This is a genomic window from Candidatus Stygibacter australis (assembly GCA_030765845.1).
In the GTDB taxonomy this organism is placed as follows: Bacteria; Cloacimonadota; Cloacimonadia; order Cloacimonadales; family TCS61; genus Stygibacter; species Stygibacter australis.
On record JAVCDJ010000170.1, the window covers coordinates 1 to 20,824 of the forward strand.

Genomic DNA, 20,824 nt, shown 5'->3' on the forward strand with positions numbered 1-20,824 from the left:
ATCCTGGCAAAATAGACTGCCTGCCACCAATAATGCCAACACTAACACTACTAAATTTTTCTTCATCTTAACCTCCGAGTTAAATTTATTACTTTATATTAATGCAATCCCCGTACCAGAACCCGTAATCTCTATCTAACTCTTTATATTTATTAAACATATCTGCTGCTTGCAAGCACCTGCCCTGCCTGTCTATCTTATGAAAAAGATAAAATCAAATATCAATGCTTATCATTTTGATAATGATTATCCTGTCAAGCTCCATTTAATGCAGGTTGAAGATGCTGTTATACTGGCTGAAATATTGAATTATAAGATATTCTCTAATTAATATAAAGTTGCAAAAAAAACTCCTGAATGGTCGAAGACCTTCCGGATGGTTGATCCCCTTTCTAAAACAAGTCATTTTCCCAGTCAGTCTTAAACCACTTTCGGAGTAAAGTGACCGTGTCAATGTGATGCGGCGTAGTCGCATAAGAAGCTTCTACCCGGAATCTTATTGATATTTTAAATCATATCCTTTCAGGATATGATCAGAAATATGATCATTGATAAATATAATCCGTTCCAGTTGTATTAGCGGCTTTTTTGTAGTGATATATGCCGAAGGCATAATATATCATTAGCCCCTTATAAAGGCGAAGCCGGTATATGGGGATGGAATATAAATAAAACCTCACTCCACTCCAAGCCGGCTGCGCCGGCTTGGAGTGGAGTGAGAGGGTGCTATTGGTGCATTTTATCCCCTCATATCGGTTGCGCCTTTATGAGGGGCAACAATAGGATTATCCTTTCAGGATATGAATTTAATATAAATCAGATAATCTCATTTTGAGATTGAGAATAAACTTTACATTCTGAAGATAAATAAGATTATTGGATTGTGATCGATAATATATATTTAGTATTATTCTTACATTAGGAGATAACATGGCTGGCTCATTTCATCGTATTAATTTACATATTGTATTTTCTACTAAAAACAGATATCCCTTTTTACAGGATAAAGAGATCAGAATTAAATTATTTTCCTATATATACGGACTTAGTAAATCACAAGGCTTAATACCGATCAGAGTTGGTGGCTGGTTAGATCATGTACATATATTGATCAGATTAAATAAAAAAGATCTTCCTGAAGCCGTTAAATATATAAAAAGAGAATCATCTCGCTGGTTGCATAAAACCAGTCTCTTTTTATCAAAATTTAAATGGCAAAAAGGTTATGCAGTTTTTTCTGTAAGTGAATCAATGATCCCAGTTGTATGCGATTATATAGAAAAGCAGGAGGAGCATCATAGGAAAATGTCTTTTAGGGATGAATATTTATTATTTTTGAAGAAGAACAATATTGAATATGACCAGAAATACGTTTTTGATGGTGAAGATTGTAATTTAGATGATTAATTGTATATGCCGAAGGTATAATATATCATTAGCCCCTTATAAAGGCGAAAGCCGGTATAAGGGGATGGAGAAAGTGGGTGCCATTGGTGCATTTTGTCCCCTCATATCGGCTGCGCCTTTATGAGGGGCAACAATAGAATTATCCTTTCAGGATATGATCAGAAATGTGATCATTGATAAATATAATCCGTTCCAGTCGTATTTTCGGTTTTTGGTAGTGATATATGCCGAAGGCATAATATATCATTAGCCCCTTATAAAGGCGAAAGCCGGTATAAGGGGATGGAATATAAAAAAACCCTCACTCCACCCCAAGCCGGCGCAGCCGGCTTGGGGTGGAGAAGAGTTGGTAGCGTTGGGGCATTTTGTCCCCTCATATCGGCTTCGCCTTTATGAGGGGCAATGATAGGATTATCCTTTCAGGATATGATTTAAAATGTGATTTGTAGGATTGTTTTTCCAGGATATGATTTAAAATGTGATTTGTAGGATTGTTTTTCCTGGATATGATATTTTGCTAAAAAAAATTGCATTGACTGATTTTTGGGAAATAATCTTAATATATAAAAATAAATTTGGGAATAATATTATGGATATTACTGATTTCACGGAGCGTTTTCTTTATCATATCTGGGATGCCGGACATTTGAAACCTGATTTGATGACAGTATCAGGTAAGAAAATTAAGATCATTTCTCCAGGCAGATTCAGCAGTTCAGCAGGTCCTGATTTTCGGGAAGCTGTTATTTCTATCGATAATGATCTCATCCGTGGAGATGTGGAATTACACAAAACGACCTATGACTGGAAGGCTCATGGTCATGTTGATGACCCCAATTATTGTCGTATTATCCTGCACGTGGTCTATCAGCATAATCTAAAACCGGATTTCACGATTGATAAAAAAGGCAGGCAAATAGAAATATTTGCCATGCAGGATTATCTTGATGATGATATTATTAAAATATTCACAGGCTATCAGGATGATCCCCAGATACCTAAGGATAAATTCTGCTCTTTTTTTGCTGGTCAACCTGCTGAATTGCTCGAGCCGGTTCTCCTTAAATATGGCTGCCAGAGAATTGACGAAAAAGCCAAACGCTTTGCTGCTGAACAATATTTTACAGGGTTCAATCAGCTTGCCTATCAAGGCATCCTGGAAGCTCTGGGTTATAGTAAAAATAAATACCAGATGCTCCAGCTTGCCAGTTTAATTACTTATTCACAACTTCGGATATTTGCTCAGGGAGGTTTGTCAGAACAACAGTTCATTGCCATCTGGCTTGGTGCATCGGGTTTGATAAATAAGCTGCCCTCAACCTTTCCAGCAGAATTTGTGCTCAAATGGAAGGAACTATATTCCAGGCAGGATTTCTTTAAAGAGCAACTGGAAATTGACTGGCATCTATTCAGAATTCGTCCAGTAAACCATCCAGCCATCAGACTTCTGCAAGTCTCAAATCTAGTGTATGAATCTCTGAAGGGTTCATTATTTAACAACTTCATAAAGCTCTTTTCATTTCCAGTTGGCAAGATCAACATGGCTGAATTCTATCAGAGATTATACCAATTATTTATCCGTCCTGGTGAATTTCTTCCTGAAAAATATCAGTTGGGTAAAACAAGGCTGGATACTTTATTCATTAATATCATTCTGCCCCTTGCTCTGCTATATGCTCAGGAAAACAAATTCAGTGAAATGACGGATGCCATACTCTATATCTATAAAAATTATCATTCTTTACCAGATAATTATATCACCAAATCCATGCGTCAGTTCATGGACCCTCCTCAAATCCGTCTTAGCAGGAAAAAAGCAGTCTATCAACAGGCTATTCTGCATATTTACAATAATTTTTGCCGCTTCCACACCTGCACTCAATGTCAGACTTATAAAACTCAAACCCTTGCCCAAATGCAAAATCCCAATCTCTAAGATAATTAAGACTATAATATTAACACGTACTCCAACCAGGTCAATCAAATATCTTACTTATATAAACCATTATGAGTTAACCAAGTGTGAAAACTAAGTGAAATTGATTCTTTCTTGACATAAAAAGCATAATAAATTGTAGTATATATTAGATTTTAAGATCTATATTATCAAGAATTGAGACTAAGGATGGATTATGAGAAAAAGCTATTTGATGATCATTGGTTTATTGTTACTATGTAATATTCTATTTTCTGCTCAGGCAGGACTAAACATGTGCCAGAAAGTGGCATCCACTAAGCTTTCTCAATTGGGGAAAACAAATACTTATACTCTGGAAAAAGAAGAAGTTATAGTCGATCAAGATATGATGTTGGGCTACGTATTTGAATTGTCTCCTCAGGGATACATGGTAATATCTGCTGATGATAATTTACCACCCGTAATTGCTTATTCATTTACAAGTAACTTTTATAATGAGAAAATGGGAAATATTCTTCTGGATCTGATAAAATCAGATATCAGCCTTCGACTTGATAATTTATCGCGTCTACCAGAATCAATAATATCACGCAGAAAAACAGAATGGGATGATCTGCTGACAGAAGAGGGCAGACCTGATAGACCAGAGCAGTGGCCTCCTGAGGGCAGTACACCAACTGGTGGCTGGCTGCTGGAGAACTGGACACAATCTGCACCTTATAATAATTTCTGCCCGTTGGATACAGTTACCGGGGGTAGGAGTATTGCCGGTTGTCCATCGATTGCCATGTCTCAAATATTAAATTATCATAGAACCGTAAATTCTGTATTTTTTGACGATGAAGATGATTATTATCATAATTATGCTGGCAGACAGTACTGGATAGATAATGATTATCAGCTTCTGGATTTTCTCTCCTTTCCGCAGATCAATTCTGCTCTTGATAGCCTGGCTTTTCATTATCAATATGGCCTGCCGGTTTCTAATGATGAAAAGGCAGCACTTGTATTTGCCTGTGGCGTGGCTGCTACACAGGTTTACACATCTCAAGCATCAGGAACTTTTGGAGTGAGTCAGGCTTATGATGCCTTCATGAAATTTAATTTTGATGAGTCTCAGCTTATTGATGAATCCACACCTGATTTTTATCAACATATAGCTCAGAATATTATGGAAGGTTTACCGGTTCATTTTGCTTCCGTCACTCCTGCCTGGGATTCAGGACATAATTTTGTAGTGGATGGATATAATACTGATGAGTTTTATCATTTAAATTTAGGTTGGGGAGGTACATATAATGGCTGGTATCTGCTTCCTGATGAGATCCCTTATGGTTTGACGGTGGTGGAAGGAGCGATAGTAGATATTATTCCACCTGATCCTCCAGTCGGCTTTGTCAGCGGTCAGGTAACGCTTGAACCAGCAATTGTAGATACATTTATGATCACTGTTACTATCGATAATGATTATCAGGAATACACCCTGGATATTCAACCTGATGAATCAGGAACAGTTTCATATATCACCCAGGTTTCTGTAGGCAATTATTCTGTATCAGCCACCTATCCTGATTATGAATTCATCACTTATAATAATGTTTTAGTCGAAGAATATGATAATGCAACAGTCGATTTTACCTTATCTCAACTGATTGCTCCCGCTGAATTGGAAGGAGTACTTACTGGAAATGAAGCTTCATTGAACTGGCAACATGATTCTGCAAGAGCTTTTCAGTATTATAACATTTACCGCAGTGTAGGCAGTATAAATAATACTCCTTACGCTTTGCTGGATACCACCAATCAATGCAGTTATATAGATACTATTTTATTTCCTCATTCCTCTTTATTGGGCTATTATATAACAGCAGTTTATGCGCAGGAAAATGAAAGTCATTCCTCAAATACAGTCTATATGGAATATTTAGTACCTAATACTGATGAAGAGATTGCGATTCCAGAAATGCTGGGTAATTATCCAAATCCTTTTAACCCTTCTACCACGATCTATTTCTCCCTGGAAAATGATGATTATGTTGAGCTTTCGGTATATAATCTTAAAGGACAAATAGTTAATAAATTAGTCACAGGTGATTTTGCTCAAGGCAGGCATTCGATTATCTGGAGCGGGGAAGATGAGAATGAGAATATTGTTCCCTCAGGGCTATATCTATATAAACTTAAAACAGATAATAACATCTTCACGAGGAGAATGTTGTTATTAAAATAAGATATAAAAAAAGGTGCTGAGCAGTTAGGCAACAGCACCTTTAGGTAGAGTAACTTCGTACTTATTTATTCAGGAATTTATCAATTCCCCTGGCAGCATTATGTCCATCAGCAATAGCAGAGATGGCATCAGCAGTGGGATTTGCAATATCACCACCAGCAAATATCTTAGGTTCAGAAGTCTGACAGTCAGCATTTAAGATGACTTTTCCTCTCTTAAATTTGATCTTGCTTTCAAATTCAGGTGTGAGGAAAGTAAAATCCCCACCTTGACCAATAGCAGAGATCACAGCATCAACTTCACGAGATTGAAAATCACCTTTGATGGCAACAGGAGAGGGGCGTGAAGCTCCTTCTTTGGCAACCATTTCCGCATTATTCCAGAAGAATCTTAGCTTGCCATTCTCTGATTTTTCTATTTTTGAAGGTATTGCCTGAGTTATAAATTCTACATTTTCTGCATGAGCGTCATCAATTTCTTCTTCATCAGCAGGCATATCTTCTTCTCTTCTGCGATAGATAATTGTGGACTCAGCACCTAATCTAAGGGCAGTACGTGCTGCATCAATGGCCACATTTCCACCGCCAATAACAACGACCTTTTTTCCGATATCTAGTTTGATGCCCTTAGTGACATCGTCAAGAATTTGCATGCCTGAGAAAACACCGGGAAGGTCTTCACCATCAATTGCCATTTTATAGGGATCAGTTAAACCTGTGGAAAAGAATACTGCATCGTAATTATTATAAAGTTCTATAAATGGTGTATCCTTTCCAATTCTATTATCAAGTTTAATTTCTACTCCAAGTTCTTTGATATAATTAATATCCTGATCAATCTGGTCATAAGGCATACGGTATTCGGGAACACCATAGCGGATCATACCTCCAGGAAGTTTACTGGATTCATAGATTGTTACATTATACCCGGCAGTCACCAGATAATAAGCAGCACTTAATCCACCAGGACCAGAACCTATGATGGCAACTTTCTTACCATTAGGTTTGAATTCATCCGCTAATATATTTTTAAAATCTGATTCATCAATCTGGTCAACAATATAGCGTTTCAACCAGCGAATAGCAAGTGGTTCACCTTTTACACCAATAGAGCAGGCATCTTCGCAGAGATGCGTGCAAATGCGACCACATGTTGCCGGCATGGGATTTGTATCATATAGCAGTCTAATAGCTTCATCAAGGTCATCTTCTCGGATTGCCCTGATATAATCTGGTATATCCATATGAGCAGGGCAGGATGCCACGCATAAGCCGCATTCCACACAGCGTTGTGCTTCCTTGATAGCTTCTTCTTTACTAAATCCTTTCACGATCTCCAGGAAAGTTTTCTTGCTCTCATCTGCTGATAGTGATGGCATTTCAATTCTATCCAAATTCAGCAAAGTGTAATTATCATGCTGGGAATATCCTTCTGGAATATTATCCCATGATTTGGTATCCGCACCTGGAACAAATCTGAACACCTCGGGATCAGTATCAATCCAGATATATTCATTAGACATTTTCAGGGAACCGGTTGTGCAGATATCCACACAAAGAGCGCACCAGCAGCAGCGTCCATAATCTATCTGAGGACGCAAACCACTATCAGTCAAAGTAGTTTCAATTTCTTTAACAGGTACCATATCAATAGCGGCATTCTGGCATATCACTTCACAGGAGCCACAACCGATACATTTAGTCATATCATTCTGGTGAAAACCACGGTAACGATCAGCACCAGGACGTTCTTCCAGAGGTTTTCGAGTTGTGAACGGCTTGTCAAAAGCACGTTTCCAAACATAAAATGGGGAGAGAAAATCTTTTAATTTCATCTATATTACCTCTCAATTTCAGGTGGATAGGTATGCAATGATACCATTAGACCTGCCATATCGGCTATATTTACATTAACTGCCAGATGCGGGAGCAGTGACATTGCATGAGTGTAACTGGGACCTCTTACATATACCCGACGAGGATAGCCACTTCCATCTGATACCACATAATAACCATATTCTCCACGGGTAGATTCTGCTTTCACATAGGTTTCTCCGTAGGGTATCTTCCAGTTGAGTACATTTGGAAGATTGTAATGATAATCGTCACCAGCAGGCATTTTTGCCATGATCTGACGAATAAGATCAATAGATTGCCACATTTCCTGCCAACGCAGATAGGTGCGATTATAAGCATCAGAATAGTCCATCGTAAGTATTTCAAAATCAAGCTGGTCATAGATTAGATATGGTTCATCTTTTCTCAGATCACGTGCAAGTCCGGCAGCCCGAGCATTTGGTCCTACGATGCCAAATTTGTCAACCATCTCAGGAGTGATAACTCCCAGATCCTTGGCTCGCATTTTGAAAACTATGTTGTTAAATAAGACAATTTCTATTTCACTTAGTATTTTTTCAGTCTTAACAAGCACTTCCTCTAAATGTTTATCCCATCCCTGAGGAAGATCGTCTCGAACTCCACCTGGAATGATGTACATGTGATAAATTCTGCCTCCGGAGAGTTCTTCAAACAGATCAAGAATGAAATCACGTTGAGCTATTGCCCATTGAGCGACCGTACCCATCCCGAATGAACCCGATTGACCTCCAATCCACATTAAGAAACTTGCCAGACGTGAAAGCTCAAGAGTTAATGTCCGTAACCATTTTGCCTTTTCTGGTATCTCAATACCAGCAAGTTCCTCTGCAGCAGCAGCCAGCAGATATTCATTAGTATCTGGTTCTGGTACACAAATACGACATACAATAGGGAAGCACTGAATAAAGCGACGACGTTCCATGAGCTTTTCAAAACCACGATGCAAATAACCAACATGAGTTGTAAGATCAATAATTTCATCACCGCTGATAATCAGTTCCAGAGCCATATTACCTGTTACACCTGGATGCTGGGGGCCTTGCCATACTTTAATATATTTTCCACTTTCAAGATCAAACTGGGCTTTGCCATCGATAACAGGAGGAAATTTACTTCTATCAGTTTTCATCTATTTATCCTCCTTCTTTTCAGGATATAGCTTCTGCTTCATGTATTCCCGGGGATCATGAGTTTTGCGACCAGGACGTGGGAAATAGGTTTTCTCAGAATATTCTTTAGTATCAAAGTCCCTTCTCATTGGAGGGATATCATCCCAGCCTTCCAAGGCAAAATTTTCGTTAAGACCTGGGCTTCCTGGAAAATCAATACCAAACATCTCTCGCAGTTCACGTTGATATACTTCTACCTGTTTCCAGAGATGATGCACCGATACCATTACTGGCTGGGTGCGATCCAGCAGTACCCGTAAACCAAGGTCAGTATTCGTCTCATAATTATGTAACATGTAAGTGAGTTGGAATTTTTCTATCTCAGGATAATCTACTGCCGTGATAAATGCAAGATGAGTGTAATTCTCATAATCTCTGAGCCAGGTGAGTACATCTGGCAGTCTGTCTTTCTCGATTGTCACAAATGCCTGATTATTTCGTTTTAGCTGCAAGGGCTCAATAGCATATCGATCAATTAATTTATTTATTATTTCCTGCATGATCTCTCCTACCAGTTATAGTCTGGCATATTCCAGTCTTTTACGATCTTTTTTTGATTAGCTTTATACCAGTCAAAGTTATTGGCATATTCATTTTGACCATCAGTTTTTTCTTCTCTGATCAGTGCTTTGAGTTTATTAAAACCAGCAATAAGAGCTTCAGGACGTGGCATACAACCCGTGATATAAATATCCACCGGAAGATAGTGATCAAGACGATTAATGGTATTATAGCTGTCCCAATACATCCCGCCATTGATTGTGCAGCTTCCCAAAGCTATCACAAATTTAGGCCCCTGCATCTGCTCATAACTGCGGATCACCCTTTTAAGGGTTTTCACACTCATATAACCACCGATCACAAACACTCCTGCCTGACGTGGAGTTGGTCTGGGGGCAAGTCCCCAGCGAAACATATCAAAACGTGCTGTCATCAAGGGACGCAGTTCAATAGCTCCGCAACCGGTTCCATAGCCTAATATCCATAAAGAATTTGCCCTTGCCCAGTTCAAAAATTTCTCAACATATTTCCCTAAGGGTTTATATGATTGAGGACGGGCATCACAAAACAATGCTTTTTCGTGTTCTGCCAGACCATCGTTAGCCAGTTTTATTTTTGTTTTTATTTCTTTGTTATCCATTTCAACTCCTTATAAATATGCGACAATAATCACGGCTAATATACCCAGTATAGTGGGGACACCAAGGAAAAACCTGATAGACTGTTCCGTTCTGAAGCGCGGGAATGAAGCACCAATTATGACAGTGATCATATATAGTAAAAATGTTTTCAGGATCATCATAGCCAGGTTAGTGGCACCACCAAAATACAGGTTCATAAATAAAGCAAGCTTGGCTATATTAAAAAGTCCTCGATTGGTCTGCAATAATCCCAGGAAGTTACTGTGATATTCAGTTGGTGGGCCAATGGGTATTTCCTGAGGAGCTATCACAACACTGAAAGGATTATGCATATTCATGCCCTGAAGAGATATAAGCGCTGCTATAGTTGCCAGAGGATTAGTGATCAATGTCCAATTGAGGATCCCGCCCTGCTGAGCAGCTACTATATCAGTAATATTCAAAGTGCCATATTGAATAACCAGTGAGATGATTGAAAGTGCAAAAGGTAATTCAAAGGCAGTCATTTGACTCAGTCCACGGGCAACACCAATTGCGCTATATGGATGTCCACTTTCTCCGGCACCGAGAGCCATTCCTAATTGTCCGAAAAAAATGAAATACATGACCAGGAACAGATCACCAGCAAAACTGAAATTACCGAACACTGTCGAACCAAAGATGAAAGGAATAAAGAGAAAAGTTCCCATGCCTCCAGCAATTCGGAAGACAGGACCAAGAAAATACATAATGCCGTGACTTATGGAAGTCCTTCTGGCATTATTCTTTATAATATCCACAATAGGCTGCCAGACAGGTGGACCAAAGCGACCATGTGCCCTGGCAACCACTTTCATGGCAATACCACCTAAAAGCAATCCCCAAATCGTTGCAACACTCAAAGAAATAAAAGCATATATGATTTTGATTATAAGTCCATCCATATTAATTCACCCCCAGGAGAGTATATAAAATTACGATATATATAATGATATGTAGAGCATAAGTTTGGCCGTTCCCGGTATATATATGTCTTACCATAGCTGAAACTGAATGAAACCATTCTGCTACAGATTTCCAGAAATTAGTGACCTGATGATTTACCAGGAAGCCCAGTGCTTTCTGATAGTGGCTGAAAAAGTTATAAGCAAAATGAGTAGTTTCAGGTCTATCCGGACGCTCAGCGGCATATACAATATTGAATTGCTCAACTTTTTGCACCATTTTAACTCTAACCAAAAGCCAGATGAGGGGAACCATAAATACTCCCATTGTGATCATCATTACTGCATTTCCATTCCAGTAACCCAAAGTAGTGATCACCTTGTAGCCTTCCCAGTTGATTGTAGATGCAAACTGAGTATCCACAGCAGCCATAATAGGTTTCAATATCAGATTTGGGAAAGTAGAGACTGCCATGATCGCTCCGATAAATATTACCTGCGGAACAAGATACCAGAGTGAAGCTTCTTTTACTTCTCTATATTTTGCTTTCAATTGACCAAGGAAGATGGTGTGGATCAGCCTGAAGAGATATAGGAAAGCGATAGCACCAGCAAAGAAGGATAGTCCTGCCTGCAGATACCAGCCTTTTTCGAGTAATGCAGTATAAAGCAGCCATTTCCCGCCAAATCCTGATAATGGTGGTACACCGGAAACAGCAATAATTGCTATCAATACTGTGATGAATGTCATGGGCATCTTCTTAATAAGTCCACCCATTTCATACATTTTTGTGGTTCCGACCCTTGAAACCAATCCAGCTATAGCCAAAAACAGCATCCCTTTAAAGAATAAATGCGTTACTGACATATAAAGAGCAGTGGTCCAGCCGAGATGAGAAAGCAGGGAAACAGATAGTATCATATAGCCAAGTTGACTCATGGAGGAATAAGCAAGAAGGTATTTGATATCCTCCTGAAATACTGCCATCAATGCTCCAAAAAATGCTGTGATCACACCTATCCAGCCCAGCAGATTTGATATTTCAAATATCCCCAGGGCTCTGGTTCCCATAAATCCCAGCAGCATGATAAATCCCCAGAGACCGATCTTGCTCATCATGCCGGAAAATATTGGTGAGATTTCATCTTCTGCTTCTGCATAAGCACCCGGCAGCCAGATATGTAATCCTACTGCTGCTGCTTTCACGAGGAAACCACCAGCTAAAAGCAAATATACAGGGATTGCATATATTTGCAGATTTGCCAGATATTGCAAAGCAATACTTCCTGTCTCTGCAAAGCTGAGTGCAAAACCAGTGAGAATCATCAATGCAGCACTCAATGAAAAAAGGATATAGATCAAAGCAGGCTTTTCTCCCTTATTCCCTCTTAAAACGAGAAGCCAGGAGCTGATTGTCATATATTCCCAGACCAGGAAAAATTCAAGACTGGTCTTTGCCAAAGGTATAAAAGCAAGTGAAAGGATCAGCATGATCAGAAATTCAAAATATCCCTGACTGTATTTTTTGGAATTCAAACTCGCAATAGAAATCACAATCCCGCCACCTATAAAAATGAATTCAAATATTTTTACAATTCCTTCTGCCATGGGGTAGATGAACCAGCCAAAATAGACCAGAACAGCTATCATTATTATTCCACGTACACGAGAAGGTAAAAAATGCAACAAAGCCATAATTGCTAAACCAATAAGCGGTATCTGGAAAATCACTCTTGTATAGATCAGCGAATCAGCAAAAGATGGATAAACAATCAATAAAGCCATTGCTGCGATATAAGTAGGAATGATTTTGTGAAGATGGATTTTTACAGGTTCTGTTGATTCTTTTTTAACAGAACTGCCAAACCAGCGTAAAAGGTAAGTAGCTTCCAGGAGTGATCCCAGTATTATGGGGATTATCCAGCCTGTAAGGTGATATTCCGCCAATCGGTTAATCAGCAGCCATTTTGCCCAGAATCCTGGAAATGGAGGTAATCCTACCAGAGCAAAGGCAAAAAAGGCAAATACTATTATCAGTGTTGGTCGTCCCTTTAATGACCATTCTGATATTTTATCTTTTTTGATGATACCAGCCAGCCAGAATAATCCTGCTTTTGCCAGAAAATGATTAATGAATAGTGCTCCGGCAATATAAATCAGGTTATATTGTAGATCTCCATGGACAGGATGCTTTGATATTATCAGTAATACTGCCGTCAATAGCCCCATTTGGGCTATAGAAGAATATCCCAGTAATCTTTGGGCATTCTTCTGCTTAAGACCGGAAAGATTTGAAAAAACATAAGTCAGCATACCCATTAAAATCAGGATATCATACCAGTAAATGGGTATCAAAGGGATCAGTTTATAAAAGGTAAAAATAAATCCCGTAGCTACTATGCTGGCAACCATAGCACTGATTCCCGGGTGGGCTGCCTGATAAACATCAAGCGCCCAGCCATTAGCAGGCCAGGGTTTTAGCTCTATCAGGAAGGCTACTATTATCAGAAATAGTGCCGTCAAACCACCTTTGGATACCAGAAGTGGGTTAGCCGCAGCTATCATATCAATATTTAGATTACCGGATAACCTATAAACAAAAATTATCCCCAGCAATAGGAATGCTGAAGCCAGACCACCGGCTATAATATATTTAAATCCTGATTCCAGGGTTTGCCTGTTTTGTCTGATCCCAATAAGTGCATATAAAGAAATCGATGTTATTTCCAGAAAGACAAATACATTAAAAATATCTCGCGTTAAAATCAGCCCGTTCACTCCCAGATTTAAAGTGAGAAAGAGCATCATGGCATAGATTTTCTCTTTATTAAATTTTGGTAAAAGATATATTGCCGCAAGCAATGTCCCAAAATTTATAGTGGTGATCAGAAAGGTTTCTATTCCACTGATCCTCAAATTAATAGAGAAAGGTGGTATTGAACCTGCTGTAAAGATATTAGCATCAAGAACGCCATTATATGATTGCCAGGCGAGTTGCAGGGTGATATCAAAGATCGCTGCCAGAGCAATGAAAAATATGCTTAGAGAGAATTTTCGCCCAAGTTTATCAAATACCGGCAATAGAAAAGCAGTAAATAATGCGATGATTAATATATAGATAGGATTTACCATTTCAACTCCTCATAATCACTGATATCAAGTGATCCTTTCTGCCTCTTCATCTGGACCACATATACAAGCATCAGGGCAGTCACTGCCAGTCCAATGACAATAGCAGTAAGAACCAGAGCTGAAGGGATAGGATCCACGATATTATGCACAGCATCAACTGTGGAAAGATCACTATCAAAGATCGGAGCCGTTCTGCCTTTTATATATCCCAGTGACACCATTATCAAATGGATACCCGTATCGATAATGGAAAATCCCAATATTATCCTGAAAAGGTGTTTACGCGTAAGCATACCCCACAAGCCAATGATGATCAGCAGAAATCCTAAAATTGTGATTATTGTCATTATTCCTCCCTGCCCAGTTTGCTGAGAATTCCCACAAGTTCAGCACCAACCTTAAGTCCGATCAGGGAATATATGATGGGAATCGCACCAGCACTGAATATTTTGCCAAATTCTCCTAAAGGAAGGAATCTGTTATCCAAAAATCCTCCCGCAAGGATCAGTCCTAATATTCCCAGTAATATATAAAAAGCTCCTGACAGAGATTCCAGCCAGTTAAGAATATTATGATCGGTATGCAGGTTAATATCAGAAAGCAGCAATAGCACTATTGCCGAAGCAATAACAACTCCACCTTGAAAACCACCTCCAGGGGTCAAATGTCCATGAGTGAAGATATATACTCCAAAAAGCACTATTAATGGCAGTAGAAATGAAGTCCCGCTTTTTAATATCTCAGATGCTTTACGCTTTTTATTTTTTCCTGTCGATCGCTTCCGCAAGAGAAATCCAATTCCTGCTGTAGTGATAAATAACACTGTAACCTCGCCCAGAGTATCAAGTCCACGATAAGTGACAACTACAGAGGTGACAAGATTGGCAGCACCAAGTTCTTTAGCACCATCCCTGGCATATTTCTGGGAAGTAATACCTAATTCTGTTAGTGGCTTGATATCTGTGACCAGTGGTAATAAAACGAATAACAGCAGGATTACAAAGAATAGAGAGAAGAATCTTTTTATCATTTTTTCTCCCCCTGTTCTTTTTTCACCAGATGCAGAGCATAAAGAAATACTATAGTAGTGAGTCCTGACCCAATAGCCGCTTCAGTCATAGCCACATCAGGTGCAGCGAGTATGATATAGATAACGCTTGCCATCAAGCTGATTGCACCAGCAGCAATAATTGCCGAAAGCAGGTCTTTAAGATATAAAGCCAGAAACGCAGCCACCAGCATAAGAACTCCTAACACAATAATTATTGCTAAGATCATAATTCCCCCTCTTTCTCAGCATCATGCAAAGCATCAAGTACTGATTTCTTTATGAGACGGATCCCATAAAAATGTCCAGCCCGAGCCAGTGCATGTGATGAAATAGGGTTAGTAAATATCACAAATAGCAATAGCAGAATTATCTTACATATACAGATCTGATTATAATAACCAATACCAAGTCCCAGCATAAACAGGATTGAACCCAATGTAGTGGCTTTTGTTCCTGCCTGCATACGGTTATAAAGATCAGGCATCCGCAGCACTCCCAAAGCTCCCAGAAAAAGGAATATTGCTCCTACCAGGCTGATTATTGCTCCAGCGATCAACATTATAACCCCCTTTCCAGGTATCTTGCTACTGCAACAACACCAATGAAGCTAATAAGTGCATAAACCATTGCCACATCAAGATAGATCTTTCTACCCTGCATATAACCCAGCCAGGTTATCAGTGAAATGGTGATTATTGTCATTGCATCAATGGCTACAGTTCTATCCGCAGCAGTTGGTCCCAGTATCAAGCGAACAAATGCGATCACAATTCCTACCAGAGCAATGAGTCCGGCGATCATATATATTGTTTCAGCCAAAGATCACCTCCAGGTATTTTTCAAAATTCTTTACAATTGCTTCTGTAGCCCCTGATTCATCTGCTGCTTTTACGTCTATCCAGTGAATATAAAAATCTTCACCTGAGGTTTCCACTGTTAATGTTCCTGGAGTTAATGTAATGGAGTTTGCCAGCACTAAACGCGCTAAAGGGCTTTTTAATGTAGTTTTCACATGCACGATACCAGGATTGATAGGTATTACAGGTTGGATCACTCGCAATGCCACATCAATATTGGACTTGATCAGGGCACCCAAAAATACAAAAATGTAAAGGATGCCATAAATAAACGCCTTCACACTGAATCTGAATTCTCCATATATGCCTGTATGCCTGCTAAATAGTAAACTTATCAATAGCGAAATACCTGCACCAAGTATCAGCTCCTGATAATCCAGTCCTGCCAGCAGCATCCAGAGAATAAAGAGAAAGACAAATGTGAATAAAAATCTTTTGATTGCTTTCATAATTCTCCTGATTTTATTATATTTTGTTCAATTAAATAGTTGTCTTTTAATATATTTACAAAGTCCGCCTCTAGATGGCAGATTTTGTCTATGGACAGCAAACAAACTGACTGCACTCTAAAAAACCCCTGATTTTTATTTAATGTATATGCTATTAAACATCTACATTATGAATATATATTAAGAAAAAATACCTTATCTGCAAGTTTTATTCACAAAATTGCTCTTTTATGTCAATCAGTTTATCTAAAACCCTAATTGATAATATAATTGACAGAAAATTTAAATTCTTATAAATGATATAAATAGATTCGGAGGTAATATGAAGAGTATATTCTTTCTGATATTTAGTATTTTATGCACAGCCAGTATTTTGCAGGCACAATTTAAAGTTCCAGAGTGGTCACAAAATTTATCTATATATGAAGTTAATATCCGTCAATATACTCCTGAGGGCACATTCGAAGCATTTCGTCAGCATTTACCCAGATTACAGGAAATGGGGGTGGGGATCCTCTGGCTGATGCCTGTCAATCCCATCGGTGAATTGAACCGTAAGGGCTCATTAGGCAGTTATTATGCCAGCAGTGATTATTATGGCATTAATCCAGAATATGGCGATAAGGAAGATTTCAAAAGGCTAATAGAAGATATTCATGCACGGGGGATGTATGTTATCGTTGATTGGGTGGCGAATCATTCCGGCTGGGATAATGTGTGGACACTCGATCACCCTGAATATTATAAAAAGGATAGTGCTGGAAACTTTTATCCTCCAGTAAAAGACTGGAATGATGTCATCTGGCTTGATTATGGCAATATGGGATTACGTAAGGCGATGGCTGATGCTATGCAATACTGGGTAAAGGACTTTGATATTGATGGTTTCCGGTGTGATGTGGCAGAAATGGTTCCTCTTGATTTCTGGATGGATGCCCGCATGCAGATAGAGCAGATAAAACCAGTATTTATGCTGGCTGAGTGTGAAAATCCGGCTTATCATGAAGCATTTGACATGACCTATGCCTGGAGTGCCTATGGATTATTTAAAGACATTTCTGCCGGATATAAATCCGTTATAGAGCTTGATGCCTATCGTATGAGAGAAATGAAACGCTATGATAAAGAAAATCTTCGCATGCTTTTCTTAGCCAATCATGATGAAAATTCCTGGTCTGGGACAATGCTTAAACATTTTCCCGCATCATATAAGGCAATGACGGTACTCACTTATGCTTTGCCTGGTATGCCACTCACATACAGTGGACAGGAAGCTTTGAACAGCAGTCAACTGGCATTCTTTGATAAAGATCAGATAGATTGGAAGACGACTGAAATGGATGCTTTATATAAGCTTCTTAATGAGTTGAAGAAGGAAAATCCTACCTTGTATAATGGCATTTATGGTGGCTCATTTAGTAAAGTGCCTAATAGCAAACCATATCAGATATATTCCGTGTCAAGAGAGAAGGATCAGGATCAGGTAATATTTATCATCAACCTTACTCACGAAACAGCAGAATTTAAACTAAGCGGCATTGATGGCGAATATCAGAATTGCCTTTCAGGAGATAAGGTCACTCTCTCCCGTGATACTTTGTTATCATTTAAAGGCTGGGATTATTTGATATATAAAAAACATTGATCCAATAAAATTATTTGACATAATCCAGATAAAAATAGCAAGTTGTACCTGTAGCTAATTGATCTGGAGGTAATAATGAAATACTTACTTATAATAATCTTGTCATTGTTTTTGATTTGTGGATGCACAGTTAAAACAACAGCGGAAAATACTATTACGGATGGTGATGCCGATTGGTATGCCAGCCAGGTTGAAGACAGCATAATTCAGGCAAATTCAGCTTTTGCTTTGGATCTGCTAAAGAAATTGAGCGAAACAGATAACGAGAATATTTTTTTCTCCCCATTATCATTATCAATTGCTCTTTCAATGACGCTTAATGGAGCTGTTGGCAATACACTTGTTGAAATGCAGAATGTGCTGCATTTTAGTGAATATTCTGTAGCAGAACTCAATGAACAAAATCAGCATTTGATAAGAAGCCTGATAGACGTTGATCCCTGTATTGAACTGGGTCTGGCAAATTCTATCTGGATAAAGCAGAATTTCCCAGTCAAAGAAGATTTTATCTCAGTTAAAGAAGAATATTATGAATCTCAAGTTTTTCCTGACCTTCCTTTTAATGATGACACTATTATTGCTATCAATAACTGGGCAAGCGCTCAGACTAATGGCAGAATATCAAATCTACTGACATATATTGATCCATTGGAAGTCATGTTTTTGATCAATGCAATCTACTTCAATGCTGATTGGACTTACAGCTTTCATCCAGATAACACTGAATATGACCTTTTTTTAACTGCCAACCAGGAAATAGTACCAGTGCCATTTATGCAAAGTGATGGTTTGGATTTTACTTATTTATGGGATGAAGACTTTGCAGCAGCAAGATTGCCGTATAGTAATGGTGATATGTCTATGTATATATTTCTTCCAGATTATGATATAAATTTATCGGACTGGATACAAAGTCTGGAATATGATACATTTAACGATTGGTTTGCTAATTTTATTCCCTTACCGGAAAATCTTGAAGAAGGTATTGTTTTTAAATTACCTACCTTTGAAGTAAATTACAATAAAAGTTATAAGGAGATATTAATTGCTCTGGGAATGGTTGATGCTTTTTCTCTTGCTGCTGATTTCTCTGAGATGGCTTATGTTTCAGATGAATTATATGTCTCAAGAGTTAAACAGAATGCCTGGATAACAGTTAATGAAGCAGGGACTGATGCTGCCGCAGTTACAATAGTGGGAATGGCATGCGGAATAATGGAATACATATTCGATGCCCATAGACCATTTCTCTATTTGATCAGGGATGATCGCAATGGAAGTTTACTTTTTATGGGGATTATGAGTGATCCCTCCCAGGATTGATTATATAAGCGGATTACTCGTATTCCTGTAAATCAGATACTAATTGTGCATATATTTCTATAATTTGCAGTAAATTAGCCTGCAACTCCTCAAGTGTTTTCACATATAGTAATTTCTCGATCAATTGCTGTTTTTCTATAGGAAAATCACGATGCAGATAGCGCATACCAAAATCATGTTTTGCTGGTCGGTATTTGATATTCATAAGTGAAACAATGCGACTTACGAGTGAGATATAAAGGGCAAAAGCATCAATTTTATTATTGCGATATATCTGCTTCTGAACATCTTTGAAGGTAAATGGCAGATAGGTTTTAACCATTTTAAGCTGATCCTGGCATTTCTTTTTGATAATATCTTCTGGAGTGGGAGTGCCATCAATGTAATCTTTTTTATCGAACCAGACTATAGCATTTCCATGACGGTCTGATTCCAGAAAGCGGTTGCCAGCGGATTCTTTTTCGATCAGGAAGTCCACATAAAACATCTCAGGACAATTATCTATGATGTAAAAGCACTGTGAATGACCATGCCAGTTAGGCTCTGGTATCCTGAACTTATGCTTGATCCCGTAATTATCTTTCAAGTATGTTTCCACTTTGGCAAATATCTCATCGATAGCATCATCTTCTGAGATAACAGCAAGATCAAGATCACTGTATTCATCAAAATAGCCAGTTGCCAGTGAACCACCTTCCCAGGCAGTTATCACCTTCTCATCAGCTTCCAGCAATTGTTTGATTTCTGCTCTAATTTTAGTATTAAATTCGTTCATTATTTCTCCTTATTCGTTTCCTTAAGATTCTTTATCCTGTCCTTTAAGTGCTTTGCATATTCCTCATCACTGGTAGCCGGGTTTTTGGTATCAACCAGCCACAGCTTACAGGGCAACTCCTCACAGTCCATACAGGTCTTATAACCCTTTTGTTCAATGCATTCATAGATAGGGCAGACCTCTTTATTAATATACTTCGCCCATGATATCTTTCCTTTCAATTGATGGCATCCTGCACATTCAGTGCCTAAAGCATGACATTCAGTTTCGCAATATACTCCGCATACAGTTATCATTTTTATTTCTCCTGCATATAATATTTGTTCCAGGCAATATTTTTTGAATATTCTGGCAATATTTTTTTTACTCATGCCTGGCAGAAATTAAGTAGGACTTGCACCACAGGTGGTACTCCGGAATCCATCCTCCGCCAAGGCTACGGCAAGATCTACGAGGAACGTGAACTACGTTCAGATATCAATAGTAGTATATAATTATAGGGATGGTTTGTAGTTGGTCGTTATCGGCGTCTCTACTTGGAAATACCCGGTCATGCACGTCTAACATAGTAACAAGTTTTATTTCAAATCAGAGTAAAGACCGGATATTAAGATAATATTTGACATAATTTTAAATATATTTGATATTCGACACAGTAATATACATAAGATTTTAAAAATTAATATACAGAGATATGATTATTAGAGCAGAATCTATTTATTTTAAAAAAAAATAAATAGGGTTGTTTTTTTTTAAAGGAGTAATTATGGAATATTCTGGTACATTAGGAGAATTTGAAACGTTAATCTTAGCGGAGTAATAGGTGAAACTATATAGTGTGAGAAGTTTTCAGGAAATTTATTGTTTGGCAGTAAAAAGAGTTAATGTAAATAAAAATACTTCAGCTCATTTATTGATGCCCATC

Annotated in this window: 20 protein-coding genes; 6 read left to right on the forward strand and 14 right to left on the reverse strand. The window is 38.4% G+C overall.

Going from position 1 to position 20,824, the window contains the following annotated elements; all coding sequences use genetic code 11:
• The first annotated feature begins 199 nt into the window (after nucleotides 1-199).
• The 4 genes from RAO94_08515 (at nucleotide 200) to RAO94_08530 (ending at nucleotide 5,555) form a co-directional block, all read left to right on the forward strand.
• Nucleotides 200-331 (forward strand): hypothetical protein, encoded by a 132-nt coding sequence (locus RAO94_08515; GenBank protein MDP8322377.1) that lies wholly within the window; start codon nucleotides 200-202, stop codon nucleotides 329-331.
• 599 nt (nucleotides 332-930) lie between these two features.
• Nucleotides 931-1,407, forward strand: a complete 477-nt coding sequence (gene tnpA / locus RAO94_08520) for an IS200/IS605 family transposase (GenBank protein MDP8322378.1) — start codon at nucleotides 931-933, stop codon at nucleotides 1,405-1,407.
• Nucleotides 1,408-1,996: 589 nt separating this feature from the next.
• On the forward strand, nucleotides 1,997-3,343 hold the full coding sequence (locus tag RAO94_08525) for a DUF2851 family protein (protein ID MDP8322379.1): 1,347 nt from the start codon (nucleotides 1,997-1,999) through the stop codon (nucleotides 3,341-3,343).
• 196 nt (nucleotides 3,344-3,539) lie between these two features.
• The gene (locus RAO94_08530; GenBank protein ID MDP8322380.1) at nucleotides 3,540-5,555 is read left to right on the forward strand and encodes a C10 family peptidase; all 2,016 of its coding nucleotides are present in this window, start codon (nucleotides 3,540-3,542) and stop codon (nucleotides 5,553-5,555) included.
• A gap of 61 nt (nucleotides 5,556-5,616) precedes the next feature.
• Here the strand turns inward: RAO94_08530 and RAO94_08535 are convergent, their stop codons facing one another.
• From RAO94_08535 to RAO94_08590, 12 genes are read right to left on the reverse strand one after another with little or no spacing between them, the layout of a single operon-like run.
• The gene (locus RAO94_08535) at nucleotides 5,617-7,389 is read right to left on the reverse strand and encodes an FAD-dependent oxidoreductase (protein MDP8322381.1); all 1,773 of its coding nucleotides are present in this window, start codon (nucleotides 7,387-7,389) and stop codon (nucleotides 5,617-5,619) included.
• 5 nt (nucleotides 7,390-7,394) lie between these two features.
• Nucleotides 7,395-8,561: an NADH-quinone oxidoreductase subunit D gene (locus RAO94_08540; protein MDP8322382.1), complete on the reverse strand. Its 1,167-nt coding sequence runs from the start codon at nucleotides 8,559-8,561 to the stop codon at nucleotides 7,395-7,397.
• The gene (locus tag RAO94_08545; GenBank protein MDP8322383.1) at nucleotides 8,562-9,101 is read right to left on the reverse strand and encodes an NADH-quinone oxidoreductase subunit C; all 540 of its coding nucleotides are present in this window, start codon (nucleotides 9,099-9,101) and stop codon (nucleotides 8,562-8,564) included.
• A gap of 8 nt (nucleotides 9,102-9,109) precedes the next feature.
• Nucleotides 9,110-9,742 carry an NADH-quinone oxidoreductase subunit B family protein gene (locus tag RAO94_08550; GenBank protein MDP8322384.1) on the reverse strand — a complete coding sequence of 211 codons (633 nt, stop codon included), beginning with the start codon at nucleotides 9,740-9,742 and terminating at the stop codon, nucleotides 9,110-9,112.
• A 9-nt stretch (nucleotides 9,743-9,751) separates the two neighbouring features.
• Nucleotides 9,752-10,666, reverse strand: a complete 915-nt coding sequence (locus tag RAO94_08555) for an NADH-quinone oxidoreductase subunit H (GenBank protein ID MDP8322385.1) — start codon at nucleotides 10,664-10,666, stop codon at nucleotides 9,752-9,754.
• Nucleotide 10,667: 1 nt separating this feature from the next.
• Nucleotides 10,668-13,799 (reverse strand): proton-conducting transporter membrane subunit, encoded by a 3,132-nt coding sequence (locus RAO94_08560; protein ID MDP8322386.1) that lies wholly within the window; start codon nucleotides 13,797-13,799, stop codon nucleotides 10,668-10,670.
• On the reverse strand, nucleotides 13,793-14,146 hold the full coding sequence (locus RAO94_08565) for a cation:proton antiporter subunit C (GenBank protein MDP8322387.1): 354 nt from the start codon (nucleotides 14,144-14,146) through the stop codon (nucleotides 13,793-13,795). The genes RAO94_08560 and RAO94_08565 overlap by 7 nt, the downstream gene beginning before the upstream one ends.
• A complete protein-coding gene (locus RAO94_08570) occupies nucleotides 14,146-14,829 on the reverse strand; it encodes an MnhB domain-containing protein (GenBank protein MDP8322388.1) in 684 nt (227 codons plus the stop codon). The genes RAO94_08565 and RAO94_08570 overlap by 1 nt, the downstream gene beginning before the upstream one ends.
• A complete protein-coding gene (locus tag RAO94_08575; protein MDP8322389.1) occupies nucleotides 14,826-15,077 on the reverse strand; it encodes a DUF4040 domain-containing protein in 252 nt (83 codons plus the stop codon). The genes RAO94_08570 and RAO94_08575 overlap by 4 nt, the downstream gene beginning before the upstream one ends.
• Entirely contained in the window at nucleotides 15,074-15,409 is a 336-nt protein-coding gene (gene mnhG, locus RAO94_08580; GenBank protein MDP8322390.1) for a monovalent cation/H(+) antiporter subunit G, read from the reverse strand. Before mnhG ends, RAO94_08575 begins: the two co-directional genes overlap by 4 nt.
• Entirely contained in the window at nucleotides 15,409-15,669 is a 261-nt protein-coding gene (locus RAO94_08585; protein MDP8322391.1) for a monovalent cation/H+ antiporter complex subunit F, read from the reverse strand. Before RAO94_08585 ends, mnhG begins: the two co-directional genes overlap by 1 nt.
• Nucleotides 15,662-16,156 (reverse strand): Na+/H+ antiporter subunit E, encoded by a 495-nt coding sequence (locus tag RAO94_08590; protein MDP8322392.1) that lies wholly within the window; start codon nucleotides 16,154-16,156, stop codon nucleotides 15,662-15,664. The genes RAO94_08585 and RAO94_08590 overlap by 8 nt, the downstream gene beginning before the upstream one ends.
• Before the next feature lie 322 nt (nucleotides 16,157-16,478).
• Between RAO94_08590 and RAO94_08595 the strand changes: the two genes are divergently transcribed.
• Both RAO94_08595 and RAO94_08600 read left to right on the forward strand, forming a co-directional pair.
• The gene (locus RAO94_08595) at nucleotides 16,479-17,801 is read left to right on the forward strand and encodes an alpha-amylase family glycosyl hydrolase (GenBank protein ID MDP8322393.1); all 1,323 of its coding nucleotides are present in this window, start codon (nucleotides 16,479-16,481) and stop codon (nucleotides 17,799-17,801) included.
• Nucleotides 17,802-17,876: 75 nt separating this feature from the next.
• The gene (locus RAO94_08600) at nucleotides 17,877-19,124 is read left to right on the forward strand and encodes a serpin family protein (GenBank protein MDP8322394.1); all 1,248 of its coding nucleotides are present in this window, start codon (nucleotides 17,877-17,879) and stop codon (nucleotides 19,122-19,124) included.
• Nucleotides 19,125-19,137: 13 nt separating this feature from the next.
• Here the strand turns inward: RAO94_08600 and RAO94_08605 are convergent, their stop codons facing one another.
• Both RAO94_08605 and RAO94_08610 read right to left on the reverse strand, forming a co-directional pair.
• The gene (locus tag RAO94_08605) at nucleotides 19,138-19,899 is read right to left on the reverse strand and encodes a nucleotidyltransferase domain-containing protein (GenBank protein ID MDP8322395.1); all 762 of its coding nucleotides are present in this window, start codon (nucleotides 19,897-19,899) and stop codon (nucleotides 19,138-19,140) included.
• Nucleotides 19,899-20,270 carry a DUF3795 domain-containing protein gene (locus RAO94_08610; GenBank protein ID MDP8322396.1) on the reverse strand — a complete coding sequence of 124 codons (372 nt, stop codon included), beginning with the start codon at nucleotides 20,268-20,270 and terminating at the stop codon, nucleotides 19,899-19,901. Before RAO94_08610 ends, RAO94_08605 begins: the two co-directional genes overlap by 1 nt.
• Nucleotides 20,271-20,824: the final 554 nt, after the last annotated feature.